The sequence below is a fragment of the Mesorhizobium sp. M6A.T.Ce.TU.016.01.1.1 genome (assembly GCF_003997065.1).
Taxonomy (GTDB): domain Bacteria; phylum Pseudomonadota; class Alphaproteobacteria; order Rhizobiales; family Rhizobiaceae; genus Mesorhizobium; species Mesorhizobium mediterraneum.
This window is the reverse complement of sequence record NZ_RZTJ01000024.1, coordinates 1-15,327: the sequence shown is the minus strand read 5'-3', so window position 1 is coordinate 15,327 and position 15,327 is coordinate 1. Positions and strand designations below refer to the sequence as shown.

13 protein-coding genes and 1 pseudogene are annotated in these 15,327 nt (G+C 63.3%); 9 read left to right on the top strand and 5 right to left on the bottom strand.

Annotated features, from left to right (window positions below):
- Positions 1-89: 89 nt before the first annotated feature.
- The 3 genes from dnaE (at position 90) to EOC94_RS28440 (ending at position 5,633) form a co-directional block, all read left to right on the top strand.
- Positions 90-3,569, top strand: a complete 3,480-nt coding sequence (gene dnaE / locus EOC94_RS28450; protein ID WP_185928341.1) for a DNA polymerase III subunit alpha — start codon at positions 90-92, stop codon at positions 3,567-3,569.
- A 148-nt stretch (positions 3,570-3,717) separates the two neighbouring features.
- Positions 3,718-4,728, top strand: a complete 1,011-nt coding sequence (locus EOC94_RS28445; protein ID WP_127294802.1) for a methyltransferase — start codon at positions 3,718-3,720, stop codon at positions 4,726-4,728.
- 101 nt (positions 4,729-4,829) lie between these two features.
- Positions 4,830-5,633 carry a potassium channel family protein gene (locus tag EOC94_RS28440; RefSeq protein ID WP_095485381.1) on the top strand — a complete coding sequence of 268 codons (804 nt, stop codon included), beginning with the start codon at positions 4,830-4,832 and terminating at the stop codon, positions 5,631-5,633.
- Between the two features lie 12 nt (positions 5,634-5,645).
- Here EOC94_RS28440 and EOC94_RS28435 read toward each other — a convergent pair whose 3' ends face one another.
- On the bottom strand, positions 5,646-6,527 hold the full coding sequence (locus tag EOC94_RS28435; RefSeq protein ID WP_127294800.1) for a DMT family transporter: 882 nt from the start codon (positions 6,525-6,527) through the stop codon (positions 5,646-5,648).
- A gap of 188 nt (positions 6,528-6,715) precedes the next feature.
- Between EOC94_RS28435 and EOC94_RS28430 the strand changes: the two genes are divergently transcribed.
- Complete coding sequence (locus EOC94_RS28430; protein ID WP_127294798.1) at positions 6,716-7,222, top strand: hypothetical protein; 507 nt, start codon at positions 6,716-6,718, stop codon at positions 7,220-7,222.
- Between the two features lie 61 nt (positions 7,223-7,283).
- On the opposite strand, the gene EOC94_RS28425 is transcribed toward EOC94_RS28430, so the two are convergent.
- A complete protein-coding gene (locus tag EOC94_RS28425; protein WP_127294796.1) occupies positions 7,284-8,612 on the bottom strand; it encodes a DNA polymerase IV in 1,329 nt (442 codons plus the stop codon).
- 68 nt (positions 8,613-8,680) lie between these two features.
- Between EOC94_RS28425 and EOC94_RS28420 the strand changes: the two genes are divergently transcribed.
- The 3 genes from EOC94_RS28420 to EOC94_RS34215 all read left to right on the top strand — a co-directional run bounded on the left by EOC94_RS28420 (position 8,681) and on the right by EOC94_RS34215 (position 10,542).
- Positions 8,681-9,256, top strand: coding sequence for a GNAT family N-acetyltransferase (locus tag EOC94_RS28420; protein WP_127294794.1), 576 nt, complete (start codon positions 8,681-8,683; stop codon positions 9,254-9,256).
- 148 nt (positions 9,257-9,404) lie between these two features.
- Complete coding sequence (locus EOC94_RS28415) at positions 9,405-10,115, top strand: DUF6065 family protein (RefSeq protein ID WP_127294792.1); 711 nt, start codon at positions 9,405-9,407, stop codon at positions 10,113-10,115.
- Between the two features lie 172 nt (positions 10,116-10,287).
- Positions 10,288-10,542 carry a hypothetical protein gene (locus tag EOC94_RS34215; RefSeq protein WP_185928340.1) on the top strand — a complete coding sequence of 85 codons (255 nt, stop codon included), beginning with the start codon at positions 10,288-10,290 and terminating at the stop codon, positions 10,540-10,542.
- Between the two features lie 88 nt (positions 10,543-10,630).
- Here the strand turns inward: EOC94_RS34215 and EOC94_RS28405 are convergent, their stop codons facing one another.
- Together EOC94_RS28405 and EOC94_RS28400 are read right to left on the bottom strand one after the other, a co-directional pair.
- Complete coding sequence (locus EOC94_RS28405) at positions 10,631-11,410, bottom strand: anti-sigma factor (RefSeq protein ID WP_127294788.1); 780 nt, start codon at positions 11,408-11,410, stop codon at positions 10,631-10,633.
- Positions 11,407-11,949 (bottom strand): RNA polymerase sigma factor, encoded by a 543-nt coding sequence (locus EOC94_RS28400; RefSeq protein WP_127294786.1) that lies wholly within the window; start codon positions 11,947-11,949, stop codon positions 11,407-11,409. The genes EOC94_RS28405 and EOC94_RS28400 overlap by 4 nt, the downstream gene beginning before the upstream one ends.
- Before the next feature lie 119 nt (positions 11,950-12,068).
- On the opposite strand from EOC94_RS28400, the gene EOC94_RS28395 reads away from it, so the two are divergent.
- Together EOC94_RS28395 and EOC94_RS28390 are read left to right on the top strand one after the other, a co-directional pair.
- Positions 12,069-13,514 (top strand): S8 family serine peptidase, encoded by a 1,446-nt coding sequence (locus EOC94_RS28395; RefSeq protein WP_245465672.1) that lies wholly within the window; start codon positions 12,069-12,071, stop codon positions 13,512-13,514.
- Positions 13,515-13,615: 101 nt separating this feature from the next.
- Complete coding sequence (locus tag EOC94_RS28390) at positions 13,616-15,109, top strand: hypothetical protein (protein WP_127294784.1); 1,494 nt, start codon at positions 13,616-13,618, stop codon at positions 15,107-15,109.
- Between the two features lie 102 nt (positions 15,110-15,211).
- Here the strand turns inward: EOC94_RS28390 and EOC94_RS34835 are convergent.
- A pseudogene (locus EOC94_RS34835) lies at positions 15,212-15,327 on the bottom strand (DUF3572 domain-containing protein); the annotation flags it as partial.

Here is a 15,327-nt window from a genome sequence, read left to right as displayed (position 1 = left end):
ATCTTCATCGACTGAGTCCTTTCAAGCGGCGCTAAAAAACCATGGCGAATGAGACACTTCCACGCGACCCTTTGCGGCGCGAGGCTTTTATGAAGGCGTCGCGGCCGGAAGTGCCGGCGCGGCCGTTCATCCATCTGCGCGTGCATTCGGCCTATTCGCTGCTCGAAGGCGCCTTGCAGCTCAGCACGGTTGTCGGCCATGCGGTCAAGGATGAGGCTCCGGCCATCGCCGTCACCGACACCAATAATCTGTTCGGAGCGCTCGAATTCGCGCAGAAAGCGGTGAAGGAGGGCATCCAGCCGATCATCGGCTGCCAGACCACTCTCGCCTTTTCCGGCGAAGCCAGCGACAGCCAGCGCGACCGCAGGCGGCAAGGCCCGGAGATGCGGCCGGTGGTTTTGATCGCGGCGACCGAGGCCGGCTACAGCAATCTGGTCAGGCTGGTCAGCCGGGTCTATCTCGAAACGCCGCCCGGCGAGGCGGTGCATCTGACGACCGAAATGCTGCAAGGCCATTGCGACGGCCTGATCTGTCTCAGCGGCGGGCCGCGCGGCCCGATCGGCAATGCCTTGAAGGAGGACCGCCGCGACCTCGCCGAGGCGCGGCTTTTGGCGCTCAAGGCGTTGTTCGGCGACCGGCTCTATGTCGAGCTGGACCGGGTTTCCGGCTATGACCGGGCCATCGAGCAATCGTCGGTCGATCTCGCCTATATCAATGACCTGCCGCTGGTCGCCACCAACGAGGCGTTTTTCTCCTCGCGCGACGACTATGAGGCGCATGACGCTCTGATCGCCATCGCCGAAGGCTCGGTCGTCGCCGTCGACAATCGCCGCCGCCTGTCGCCCGACAATTTTCTGAGAAGCCAGGCTGACATGGCGAGGCTGTTCGCCGATCTGCCCGAAGCGATCGACAACACCGTCGAGATCGCGCTGCGCTGCTCTTATTATCCCAAGACCCGCAACCCGATCCTGCCGCGCTTTGCCGGCGGCGATGTCGCTGACGCCGATGCGGCGGTGAAGGCGGAGGCGCAGGAGCTTGCCAGACAGGCGCATGAAGGGCTGGAGGCGCGGATCGCCGCACACGGACTGGCGCCTGGCTACACGGTCGAACAATATCGCGAACGGTTGGAATTCGAGCTCGGCATCATCGAGAAGATGAAGTTCCCCGGCTACTTCCTGATCGTCGCCGACTTCATCAAATGGGCGAAGGCGCAAGGCATTCCGGTCGGGCCGGGCCGCGGTTCGGGCGCCGGCTCGCTGGTCGCGTATTCGACGACCATCACCGACATCGATCCGCTGCGCTTCTCGCTGCTGTTCGAGCGCTTCCTCAATCCCGACCGCGTATCGATGCCCGACTTCGACATCGATTTCTGCCAGGACCGGCGCGAGGAAGTCATCCGCTACGTCCAGCAGAAATACGGCCGCGACCAGGTCGGCCAGATCATCACCTTCGGCACGCTGCAGGCCCGCGCGGTGCTGCGCGATGTCGGCCGCGTGCTGCAGATGCCCTATGGCCAGGTCGACAAGCTCTCCAAGATGGTGCCGTCGAACCCGGCCAATCCAGTCAAGCTCGCCGACGCCATCGCCAACGAGCCGCGCTTTGCCGAAGAGGCAGAGCGCGAGCCGATCGTGCAGACGCTGCTCGACATGGCGCAGAAGCTGGAAGGACTCTACCGCCACGCCTCGACGCACGCCGCCGGCATCGTCATCGGCGACCGGCCGCTGTGGGAGCTGGTGCCGATGTACCGCGACCCGCGCTCCGACATGCCGGTCACCCAGTTCAACATGAAGTATGTCGAGCAGGCCGGGCTGGTGAAGTTCGACTTCCTCGGCCTGAAGACGCTGACGGTGCTGGAGACCGCGGTCAGGCTGATCCGCCGCCGCGGCATCGAGATCGATCTCGCCCACATTCCGCTCGACGACCCCGACACCTACGCCATGCTGTCGCGCGGCGAAGTGGTAGGCGTGTTCCAGGTGGAAAGTGCCGGCATGCGCAAGGCGCTGATCGGCATGCGGCCCGACTGTATCGAGGACATCATCGCGCTGGTCGCGCTTTACCGGCCGGGGCCGATGGAGAACATCCCGACCTACAACGCCAGAAAGCATGGCGAGGAGGAGATGGCGTCGATCCACCCGAAGATCGACCATCTGGTGAAGGAGACGCAAGGCGTCATCGTCTACCAGGAACAGGTTATGCAGATCGCGCAGGAGCTCTCCGGCTATTCGCTGGGCGAGGCCGATTTGCTGCGCCGCGCCATGGGCAAGAAGATCCGCGCCGAGATGGACAAGCAGCGCGAGCGCTTCGTTTCCGGCGCGGTCGAGCGCGGCGTTGGCAAGCCGCAAGCCGACTTCATTTTCGACCTGCTGGCAAAGTTCGCCGACTACGGTTTCAACAAGTCGCATGCCGCCGCCTATGCGGTCGTCTCCTACCAGACGGCCTATCTGAAGGCGCACTACCCGGTCGAGTTCCTGGCCGCGTCGATGACCCTCGACATGGGCAACACCGACAAGCTCGCCGATTTCCGCCAGGATGCGCTGCGCCTCGGCATCGATGTCGTGGCGCCTTCGGTGATGACGAGCTTCCGCGCCTTCGAAGTCGGCGAGAACCGGATCTTCTATTCGCTGGCCGCGCTCAAGGGCGTAGGCGACGCGGCGGTCGAGCATATCGTCGCCATGCGCGGCGAAAAACCGTTCAAGAACCTCGCCGATTTCTGCGAAAGGGTCGACCCGAAGATCGTCGGCAAGCGCGTCTTCGAAAGCCTGATCATGGCCGGCGCGCTCGACTGCTTCGGCCACGACCGCGCCGCGATGATGGCGGGCGTCGAGCGGATGATGGGGCTGGCGTCGCTTGCCCAGCAGAATGCAATGTCGGGCCAGCACGACATTTTCGGCGCCTCGCTCGGCGCGCAGTCGCAGGCGCTCAACCTGCCGGCGACCGACCCATGGCTTGCCGCCGACCGCCTGCACCGTGAATTTCAGGTGGTCGGCTTCTATCTCTCCGCCCATCCGCTGGATGAATACAAGGCGGCGCTGCAGAAGATGCGGGTGCAGACCTGGGCCGAGTTCTCGGCCGCCGTCAAACGCGGTGCTGCCGCCGGGCGGCTTGCCGGAACCGTCACCACCAAACAAGAGCGCAAGACGCGTACCGGCAACAAGATGGGCGTCGTGCAGTTTTCCGACACGTCGGGCCAGTATGAGGCGGTGCTGTTTTCCGAGGGGCTGGCGCAGTATCGAGACCTGCTCGAGCCCGGCCGTTCGGTGGTGATCACCGTTTCGGCCGAGGACAGGCCCGAAGGCGTCAATCTGCGCATCCAGACCGTGCAGTCGCTGGAGGACGAGGCAAGCCGCATCCAGAAGGCCTTGCGCATCTTTGTCAGGAATGACCGACCGGCGTCGGCGATTCAATCGCAGCTTACCCAGCGCGGCGACAGTCAGGTGAGCATTATCGTTATCAAGGACGAGGCGCAGGGCGAGGTCGAGATCGAATTGCCCAACCGTTACCGCGTCTCGCCACAGATCGCGTCGGCGATGCGCGCGGTGCCGGGCGTGGTGGAAGTGGAACTGGTGTGACCTAACGGGATTAGCACGGTTCCGTCTGTTTCGACCGTATGCCGTCAGTCAGCGCCGGCATGCCCAGCGCCGTCATTGCCCGGTGATAACGCCGCTGGTATTGTGAGCTCGGCGGCCTTGGGTCTTTCGGCGGCCGGGGGAGTGCGTCATGGACGAGCGGACAGCCGCTGCCGAACTCCAGAAGATGGTGAATGGGTTCCAGGTATCTCAGGCGATATGCGTCGCCGCCACGCTGGGCATCGCAGACCACCTTAAGGACGGAAAACGCACCAGCGGCGAACTTGCCGCGTTGACCGATGCCCATCCGCAGGCGCTCTACCGGCTGTTGCGCGCCCTTGCGTCGGTCGGCGTGTTCCATGAAGCGGAAGACCGGCTCTTCTCACTGACCCCGGTTGGCGGCGCGTTGCGATCCGATGTTCAGCATTCGGTCGCGCCGTGGGCTATCCTGGCCGGACGGCCCTATTTCCGTCAGGCATGGAGCGATCTGCTGCACAGTGTCAGCACCGGCGAAAACGCCTTTCGCCATGCTCATGGCAAGGGCGTTTGGGAATATCGGGCGGAGCATCCGGAAGAGTCCGTCATCTTCGACCGGGCGATGACGGCCATGTCGCGTGGCGTCGCCGCCGCGGTGATCGCGGCCTATGACTTCCGGCCGTTCTCTGTCGTCATGGATGTCGCGGGCGGGCAGGGCGCGCTGCTTGCCGAAATCCTCTGCCGCAATCCCGGCCAGCGCGGCATTCTTTTCGATCAGCCGCAGGTCGTGGCAAAGGCCGGCCCGGTCTTTGACGCCGCGGGCGTGGCCGATCGTTGCGATATCGTTGCCGGCGATTTCTTCGTCTCGGTGCCCGAGGGCGCCGATGCGATTGTGCTTAAATGGATCTTGCATGACTGGGACGACGACACAAACATCCGCATCCTGACAACCTGCCGCCGGGCAATGCGCCCAGAAGGCAAGCTGCTGGTGCTCGAGAGCATTCTGGCGCCGCCCAACGAAGGCGCCGGCGCAAAATTCGGCGATCTGAACATGCTGGTCATGCCGGGCGGGCAGGAGCGCACGGCGGAAGAATTCAGGGTGCTGCTTGCAGCGTCGGATTTCCGGGTCGCGAATATTGTTGAAGCCGGACCTCGCATCAGCATCATCGAGGCGGAACCGGTCTGAATGCTTTCCGGGTCTGAAACTCTCCGGATGTTCTCAACCCGGCGGCTTATCCCTGCTCTGCCCACTGGACGGCTGTTGCAGCGAACGTTATCGCAGTTGCCATGAAGGCGGCAGACAAGGACGGAGCGCGGGAGCTATCAGCCTTGGCGCGGCTGCGCGATACGTTGCGCAAGCTTTATCACGGGCGCACACCTGCGGCTTTCCGGTTTCAACTGGCGGCGATCATCATCGACCTTGCCATCATCGCCTTCTTCATCGCCACACCGGTGATCCAGGAGTCGTCCTCGTTCCTCTGGCTTGATTATTCTGTCGCAGCACTTGTCGCCGCCGACATGATTGCCAGGCTGCTCGCCTCCAATGACATGCTGCGCCTGCTGAAACAGCCGGCGTCGTGGATCGACGCCTTCATCCTGCTGACGTTGCTGATGCCTTCGGCGCTGGCCAATCTGGGTTTCCTGCGCATCCTGCGGCTGTGGTCGCTGTCGCGCAGCGGCGCGCTGTGGCGGTATTTCGAGATGCGCGGCCTCAAAAAATGGCGCGAGGCAAGCCACGCGGTCATCAATCTCCTGACATTCCTGTTTGTCGTCACCGGCTTCGTCTACACCTTCTTCTTCCGCACCGGGGCCGGTCTCGAAGGCTATGTCGACGCGCTTTATTTCACCGTCGCGACGGTGACAACGACCGGTTTCGGCGACATCGTGCTGCCGGGGATAGCCGGCAAGCTCACCGCGATTGTCACCATGATCATCGGCATATCGCTGTTCGTCAGGCTGGCGCAGGCGCTCTTCCGCCCCGCCAAGGTCTTCTTCCCGTGCCCGCAATGCGGCCTTCAGCGGCACGAGCCCGACGCCGTCCACTGCAAGGCCTGCGGGCATCTTCTCAAGATACCCGACGACGGTATTTGAGCTCCGACGGAACTATGATACCGCGATCTCAGCCGGTTTCGTCGCTTTCCGTTGCAGATTGAGCAGATTGCTCATCAGGATCAGCAAGGCGCCGCCGGCGGTGAAAGCGTCGATCTGCTCGTGGTAAAGCAGCCAGCCGATCAGCGCCGACAGCGGCACGCGCAAAAAGTCCATCGGCGAGATGACGGTCGCGTCGGCATAGGCGAGCGCGCGGGCCATGCAGAAATGCGACGACATGCCGGTGAAGGCGATCAGCAGGATCCACGGCCACAGTTCGAGCGGCGGATTGCGCCATTCGTAGAGCGCCGGGACAAGGCCGAGCACCGACTGGATAAGCAGCATCCAGAAGATGATGCGCACGACGCTGTCCGTCCGCGTCAGCGACTTGACCAGAACCACGGATATGCCGAAGCAGACGGCGGCGCCCAGCACGACGACATGTCCCGGATCGACGGAGCCCGCTCCCGGACGCACGATGATCATTACGCCGATCAGCCCCAGCATGATCGCCGCAACCTTGGGCCGGCTTAGCCTTTCACCGAGGAAGCCGACCGCCAGGATGGCCGTCCAGATCGGCGTCGTGAATTCGATGGAGATCAGCACGGCCAGCGGGATCAGCGTCAAGGCGTAAAGCCACGCCGCCTGGCCGATAAAATGGACGACGTTGCGGACGATATTGGCCAAGGGCCGTTTGGTGCGCATTGCCGCAAAACCGCCTGATATCATCACCAGCGGCAGGAGGATGAAAAAGCCGATGACCGAGCGCAGTTCCAACACCTGGAAGACGTTGAGCTCGGCCGTCGTGGCACGGCCGGCGACCGACATCGCCAGAAACGATGCGATCGACAGCGCCATCCAGAATGCGGCCTTGGGTATCGATGGTGAGGGTGCCATGCGCGCTATGTCGCAAGCCGGGACTTTCACTGCAACCGCTAGTCGACGCATTCGGCTGGGCCAGAAGCGACGTGTTGCAAAACAGTCATGTTGAAGGCGGAACCTGCCGAAGTGGCGGGCGTTGATTCGTAGTGTTTACCTGCCTAGCAGGGAGTGCCTTGTTTCCGATCTCAACGAGGAGAGATCCGATGAAATCATTCGCACGATTTGCACTCGCCGGCTGTCTGGCGGCTGCGGCTGGCGCAGCTCACGCCGACGAAGCCGATTTCCTCCGCTCGTTCCAGGGGAATTTTGCCGGCAAGGGGACCGTCAAGGTAACCACCGATGCGCCGACGGTGAACGTCTCCTGCCGCTTCAATTCCGACGCGACATCGAGCTCATTGTCGCTGGACGGCACCTGCCGCGGTCTGGTCGTGGTGACGCGCGCCATCAGTGCCGATCTGAAGTCCAGCGGGACGAAGTACACCGGCACCTATGTCGGATCCCGCACCGGGCCGGCGCAGCTTAGCGGCAGGCGCTCGGGCAATTCCATCAATCTCGGCATCCGCTGGGCGAAGGAGGTCAACGGCGATCGCACGGCGCAAATGACGGTCGAGAAGAGCGGCGAGGACGGCATGCGGCTGACCGTTATCGACGTCGACCCGAAAACCGGTGAGCGCGTGATGACCAGCCGGATCGATTTGAGGCGCATCTGAAGGCCGCTCTATCTTCTTGTTTGAGCATGATCTTTTCCGAGCCGAAGGTTCGGCATCATGCTCAGTCCTCGATCGGCTCGGGCGGGTGGGCGCTGCGGCCCTTGCCGAAGGTGTAGCCGGTCTCCACGGCCTTGCGGCCGAACTTGTCGCGCAGCGTGTCGATGGCGCCTTCGGCCATGGCGCGCTTGCGTGACTGGATATCGACGAGATCGGGCGGATCGGCCTTTTCGTCATTCGAGAGGTCGCTGACGCCGATGCCAAGCAGCCGGTATCTTGTGCCATCCGTTTCCTTGCGCAGCAGCTCGAGCCCGGTCGAAAAAATGCGGTCGGCCAGCCGTGTCGGGTCGCCGAGCTGGCGGTTGCGCGTGCGGGTCTTGAAATCCTGGGTCTTTAGCTTCAGCACGACGGTGCGCCCGGCAATGCCGGATTTTTTCAGCCGCCCCGAGACCTTTTCCGACAGCGCCCTCAGCACCGAAACCAATTCATCCAGGGACGCGATGTCTGTGTCGAAGGTGGTCTCCGCCGAGACGCTTTTCGCATCCTGGTCGGGATGGACGCGGCGATCGTCCTCGCCGCGCGAAAGGCGGTAGAGCCGGTCGCCCATCACGCCATAGCGGCGCATCAGGTCGCCGCGCTCCATGCGCTGCAATTGGCCGATCATCCGGATGCCGTCCCGTTCAAGCGTGGCGGCGAAGGCTTTCCCCACGCCCCAGATCAGCGTCACCGGCTGCTCGGCGAGAAAGCCGGCCGCCTCGGCCTCGCCGATCACCGAAAAGCCGCGCGGCTTGCGAAAATCCGACGCCACCTTGGCCAGGAACTTGCAGTAGGAAAGGCCTGATGAAACGGTGATGCCGATCTCCTTCTCCACACCAAGCGCGAAGCGTGCCAGCACCACCGCCGGCGGCAAGCCATGCAGGCGCTCGGTGCCGGCAAGGTCCAGAAACGCTTCGTCGATGGAGATCGGCTCGACCAGCGGCGTCAGCGCCTGCATCATGGCGCGCACCTCGCGGCCGACGCGTACATATTTTTCCATGTCCGGCGGGAGGACGACCGCTTCCGGGCAGGCTTCAAGCGCCTTGAACATCGGCATTGCCGAGCGCACCCCGTGGATGCGGGCGATGTAGCAAGCGGTGGAGACGACGCCGCGCTTGCCGCCGCCGATGATCAACGGCCGGTCCTTCAGCGTCGGGTTGTCACGCTTTTCGACCGCCGCGTAAAACGCATCGCAATCGATATGGGCAAGATGCAGCCGGTAGAGTTCCGGATGGCGAGTAAGCCGCGGGCTGCCGCAGCGATCGCAACGCCGTGCCTCGCTGCGCTGGAAGGTCAGGCAGTCGCGGCAAAAACCGTGATCGGGATTGTTGACAGAAGCCGCCATCGCTGCGAACATAAAGAGAACAAATGCAATGGTACGTCAGGACGGACGCCACGACAAGGCGGTGGGCCGGGAGAGAGTTCATGATTACGACCATAGCGCCGCTGGTGCCCGAGCTTTGGGCGGATTTCGAAGATCTTTTCGGTAAGCAAGGCGCCTGTTACGGCTGCTGGTGCACACATTTCCGGCTGTCGCCGGCAGCTCGCCGCGCCAGCAACCGGGAGCGCAACAAGGACCACATCAAGGCGCGGATCGAGGCTGGGCCGCCACCTGGCCTGCTGGCGTTCGAGGATGGCAAGCCGGTTGGCTGGATGCAGATCGGCCCGCGCGCCGACGTGCCCGAATGGAACAATAAGGGCAGGGGGTCGGCGCCGGTCGATCCCGCCGATGCCGCGGATCCGGGCGTCTGGGCAATCTCGTGCTTCTTCATCCGCGTTAAAGCGCGCGGCAGGGGCGTCACCCATCGCCTGGTCGAAGGCGGCATCGAGTTTGCCCGCCAGAATGGCGCGCGGCTGGTCGAGGCGTGTCCGATCGACCTGTCGAAGGACTCGCGTTCGATCGGCCTGTTCGTCGGCTCGTCGCGGGTCTTCGAGAAAGCCGGCTTCGAGAGGCTGGTCGAGCGCAAGGCAGGCCGGCCGCTGATGCGATTGCTGCTTTAGCCAGTGCTGCTGTGCGCGCCGCTGTCGCTGTTCTCGCTCGGCGGCGCCCGAATTATCGTGGCCTGCCTGCAATCAGACGGTTGACGTTCAGCAGGAATAAATCCGCCTGCGGCCCGTTCCTCCTCGGATTTTTCCATGGAGGCTATCGATGTTTCATTTTTCCCAGACCTCTCGCTCGATCCGGTTTCTCTGTCGGCCGGAAGACCATGGCGTCATCGCCCCGCCAGTGGCGGCCAAGACGGTCCTGCCGGACTGGTTCCGCAAATTGCCGGCGGTCGATTCGCAGCATTCGTCGGCCACCAACAACGGTCTGACCGTCAAGCGCTGCATGCCGTTTCTCGATGCGATGACAACCGGCTGGATCCTGCCGCTTGCGGCGACGGTCCGCCTTGAGGTCAAGGATGGCGGCCGCACCGTCGATGCCGGCTGGGAGTTCGACAGGACTATGGTGAGCAATCATGGCGCCCATCAGGTCGCCGGCAACCCGAAGGAGCCGGGGCCCCCATGCAAGTTTCACAATTACTGGTCGATCCGCACCCCGCCGGGCTGGAGTTCCTTGTTCCTGCCGCCGCTTAACAGGCCGGCTCAGCCTTTCGAATGTGTCGCCGGCATCGTCGATACCGACACTTATGCAGCCGACATCCATTTTCCATTCTTCGCGACTGCGCCTGATGGACTCTACGTCATTGAAAAGGGCACGCCGCTCGTCCAGGTCATACCGGTTCGCCGCGAAGGTGCGGCGCTCAAGGCGGAGATCCGGGCGGAGACCGGAGCCGAGGCGACGGAACGCGAAACGGTCTATCGCAACACGATTGCGAGCGAAGGCTGGTATCGCAAATGGGCCCGCGCGGCCCGCTAACTTTTTCCCGGAGAAGAATGCGAAACGGGGGCCGCTGGGCCCCCGTTTCTTTGTGGATCGATAGAGCGGCGGACTTTCAAGTCGAAGCGTACCGCCGCTCTATCTCTCGGGCCCGATGCCCTAGCGGGACCGCCAGTGGCGCGGCCCGCGATCCGAACTATTCGAGCTCGAATTGGAGGAGCTGTTCGACGACGAGTTCGAACTCGAATTGCTCGACGAGTTGGAGCTCGAATTTGACGAACTGTTGCCCGCGACGATGAAGGCACCATCGCTTTGGCTGGTCATTGCGGCCGGCGGACGCTCGGTTTCCAGGGGCGCCGCGGGATACTCCTTCGCCTGCGCCGCGGTGCTTGCGAGCGCTGCCATTCCTGCGACCAGGGTCGACTTGAGTTTCCAGTGTCTTGTCATGGTAGTTACTCCTCTTTGAGACTGGACCGGCAGTTGCGGTCCGGCGGAGTAACGGGCGATTGCAGGGTTTATTCCATTCAGAGAGAGCCGGCGCGTTGCAGCTTCACTTACGGGTCCTTCTGACGGACCTCGGTCAGCGCTTGAATTTCCTCCTCGGCTGACATCGGAGTGCCAGCTTCGATCGCCGAAAGATAGGCGTCGAGGGCTTCGGCCGACGAGGCCGGGGCATAGCCTCCGGCGTCGCCCGGCGCCACGACCGCGAAGCTGACGCGCCATTCGTCGCCGGAACGGCAGGCGACCGACATCACCGTGGAGCGGTCCTGCGAGTCGACCTCGAATTCGCGACACAAATCCCGCGAATTGTTGCGGAAGGTGGCGATAGCCCGGAACCGGTCGCTGATCCCGGCGAGCTTGATTTCCTTCCCGGATTCGACCGTTTCAAGGGCTTGGCCGAGGGCTGGCCTAATGACGCCGGCAACCCACAGCCCGCCCTGTGCGCGTTCGTTGGTGCCTGCAGCCCAATACCCGGCGAGCGCGCCGATGACGGCCGCGAGAGAGGCGGCAATTGGCAGCAGCCATTGGGATCTGGATGGAGGTCCCGCCATACGCCCGCCGCCGAATGGCAATACCGATGCCGCCTTCTCGCTGGCACGCTTGGCCTCGACCATTTGCTCGACGGCCGCGACAAGCTTTTCGGGAACCGGCTCATCGAGCAGCGGCTTCAGCGCGGCCTGCGCCTGCGCTCTGGTTTCGATGAACATAGCGACTCTGGTAACCAGACGGTCGTCGATCTCCATCGCCTGCTCGATCCTGGCGACAGTCGCCGGATCAAGCTCACCATCGGCGAACCGCATCAGGATCTCGTCCGAAAAAGTCTCTTCGGTCATTTCGTAGCCCCTTTTGTGACCGCAGAACGGGTGGGCGCCGTGGATATTCCAGTAGCCTCCGCCAGGTTCTTCCTCGCCCGGGCCAGCCGGCTCATCACCGTCCCGATCGGCACGGCAAGGATTTCGGCGGCTTCCTTGTAGGAAAGCTCTTCGACGCAGACCAGAAGCAGCACGTCGCGCTGATCGCCGGGGAGCTCGCCGATGGCTTGCGCCACGCTGTTCAGCGCCAGCCGCGCCTCCATCTCGCGCTCACCGGAAACGCCGGCGATGTCATGGCGTTCGTCGATATCGTCCTGCGGGCCGGCGACCTTGCGCTTGCGGATGTCATCGATCCACAGATTTCGGAGGATCTTGAACATCCACGCGTCGAAGCGCGTCCCTTGCTCGAAACGCTGCTCGTTGGCGAGCGCCCGTTCGCAGGCTCGCTGAACCAGATCGTCCGCCATATCGCGGGACCGGCAGAGCGCAATCGCGAAGCGGCGCAGATTCGGGAGAAAAGCGACTAGCTGATCTTGGACGCGGTCGGTTTTTTCCGGCATGTTGCTCCAAGTTCTGGAATAAAGCGGCCCCGCGCCCGTTCCTCGCAAAGCTAGCTTATTGCCGGATAGGTCCGCTAGCCTCGCGATGTTGAAAATCGGCAACGGCCGGAAGGGAAACTATGGACGCCACCTCATGGCTGAGACCAAAGGCTCTGCTGCCGTTCTGGGTAGCTGTCGCGTTGCTGGTCGATCCCCAAGCGCCGAGCGGCCAGATGGCGCCCGCAGAGTTCGGACCAAGATCGGCGTTCGCCGATGATGATGGTGGTGGTGATGACGGTGGCGGCGACGATGGTGGCGGTGGTGATGACGGCGGTCGATCCGGCCCGTCGTCTGGTGGGTCGGGAACGGCTCCCCGGCGGTCGACCGGACCTAATCTGTTTCGCTCGCTGACGGATCGGTTTCTTCCGCGGCCGCCAAGACGAGGTGGCGGCAGGCGCGCGCAACGGCCGGCCGTCCCTTTGCCGTCCCGGGCGCCGGACCAGATCGTCGCGACCGGGCTGAGTTCGGCTGAGATCGGTCGGCTTCAGGCAACGGGCTTCACCGTCCTGGACCGCGCCCACATCCAGCTTCTGGGAACGGAGCTGGTCCGGCTGCGCATACCACCCAATACGCCGCTGGAGGCTGCACGCGAGCTTGTCATCGACGCCGGTCCGCAGTCGACAGCAGATTTCGTGCATTACTACCGGCCCGGACAAGAAGCCGAATGTGCCGGACCCCACTGCGCCGCCGCGGGCCTGATCGGCTGGCCGGCCGATATCGGCCTTCCCGCCGGCTGCGGTGGCAATGTCACGATCGGCCTCATCGACACGGCGATCAATCCTGCGCATGCCGCCTTCGCGAAAGGCCGGGTCGAAGTTCTTCGCCTGTCGGACGACGGCTTTCCCGAGTCCGGCCGCCAGCACGGCACCGCCGTCGCGGCCCTGCTCGTCGGCGGCGTCGACAGCCGTACCCCGGGCCTCCTGCCGCACGCTAGGCTGATCGCGGTCGATGCGTTTCACCGGGGCGATCGCCAGGATGACCGCTCGGACGTCTATGATCTTCTTCGCGCGCTCGATCTTCTTTCCGTGCGCGGCGTGCAGGTGACGAATATGAGCCTGTCGGGTCCTGCGAATGCGCTTCTAGAGCAGTTTGTCCGAAGGCTTGCCGACCGCGGCATGGTGATCGTCGCCGCCGCCGGCAATGGAGGTCCCAGGGCCGGACCTTCCTTTCCGGCGGCCTACGCGGATGTGATCGCGGTGACGGCGGTGGACCGCATGAAACGTCCCTACAGGCGTGCCGGGCGCGGCGAGCATATCGATCTGGCCGCTCCCGGTGTCGAGGTGTGGACGGCCGCTTCGGTCAGCGGCGCCCGGCCAAAGACCGGCACCTCCTTCGCGGCGCCGTTTGTTACCGCCGCAGCGGCGTTGATGAAATCGGCAAACAGCAACGCCACCGCAGCCGACATTCACGACGCACTCGGCAAGTCGGCGGAAGATCTCGGTGCGCCGGGCAAGGACGCCGTCTTCGGCTGGGGCCTGCTCAATGCCCGGGCCGCTTGCGTCGTCACACCGAAGAAGGCGACGTGAAGCTCCTCAATCCAACGCCTGGGAGGGATTGCGCCTCGCCCGTTTCGGCTTACGGTTGCGGTTGGAGTTTTCTACTACAAGAATAGCAACGGAGATTCTGCGTGACCCGTGTTCTGCCGGCCGTCTTCGTTCTCGCGCTTAGCGCGCCCGCTTTCGCCCAGGCCGTCGATGGCGAGGGTGCGAAGCAGCTTTCCGAAAATCTGTTGCGCTACGTCGGTAGCCAGGCGATCGACAAAGGCGTCCTGAAGGTCTCGGTGGAAGGTGATGCATACAAGATCGCCTTCGACTTCAAGGCGCTTGCCGGAATGCTGCCGAAGCAGGATTTGCTGAAGTTCGATTTTGCGCCCTATGTCCTGCTGGCCAAACCGCGCAGCGACGCGACATGGGATATCTCGGGGGATTTCACGACGAGAGCTTCCTTCGAGATCAACGGACCGCAGGGGCCACAGAGCACGCAGTTCTCGGTCGAAGGCGGCAAGTTTGCCGGGGTCTATGATCCCGAGCTGGCAACTTTCGCCAGTGCTACGACATTGATGACCGGTATGACCATGATCTCACGGGATGCCGTGCAACACATGGAAATAAGGACCGGCGCGGGTACGGCCTCCATGAACGCAACCAAGGCCGCGAATGGCGGTGTCGATTTCACCATGACACAGACGATGGCCGGCTTTGTTGAAGCGATCGACGTTGACGACCCAAAAAGCGGGCTGAAATTCCCGCTTACGATCAAATCGCCAGAATTGTCGGTGAATGCGACCGGCAAAGGCTTGAGGACAAAGCCGTTTCTCGATCTGCTGGCATTTGCGGTCGCCAATGAAGACGAGGCCAAGCTGAAGGCCAACCAGGCGCAGCTCAAATCCCTTTTGCTCGCCGCGCTGCCGCTGTGGGAGCGGATCGACGGAAACTACGGGTTCAAGGATTTCACTGTCGAGAGCCCGGTGGGGCATTTCGGTGCGACGGAGCTGGGCACTAGCTTCGGGTCCGACGGCATCGCCCAGAACGGAGCGATCAACTATTCGATCAAGGCGGCGGGATTGACGATCCCTCAGCATCTTGTGCCCGGCTGGAGCACAGCGCTGTTGCCCACCGACATCGATCTGAATTTCGGCGGCGCCAACATCGATCTCGACAGCATGGCGAAAAAGGCGATCGAAGCCTTTGATCTCAATCAGAATCCTCCGCTGGCGGCCGGCTTCGGCGAAACGCTGACCGCCGATTTCATGGCCAAAGCGCCGAAGATGGTCATCGGCCACAGCACGGTGAAGAACCGCGACGTGGAAATTGCACTGGAAGGCGAGATGACGTTCCCCGGCATGAAGCCCGAGGCAAATGTGACGATCGATATAGCCGGCTACGACAAGATCGTGGAAAGCCTGCAGGCGGCGGCGAAGTCGGAGCCGGAAGCCGCGCAGTATTTCCCGGTAGTGCTGGCGATCAAAGGGTTTGGCAAGACGCTGCCGGACGGCCGGTTGGAATGGATCATTAACACCAAGGCCGACGGTTCGGTGATGGTCAACGGCGCCATGCTGAAGCCGGCCGATCCGGTTGCTAATGATGAAGCAGACGAGAGCGAAGAAGAAACGACGCCGTAGGCGCTTTCGCGAGCCCCGGCTAAGCGGTTCTGCCGGGGCGCTTGGAAACGCAGTCGTCGGCGGCCAGTTCCTCGATCTGCCGCGCTGCTTCGGGATCGTCGCTCATATGGAATGCTCATGATTGTCGTCGCCAAGCGGCAGCGCCCGCAACGCCTTGCCGACGGAAGCCGGCGGCGTGCCGGTTTCCTCCGCGAACCGCATGAGGGTCGGCTCGTGGG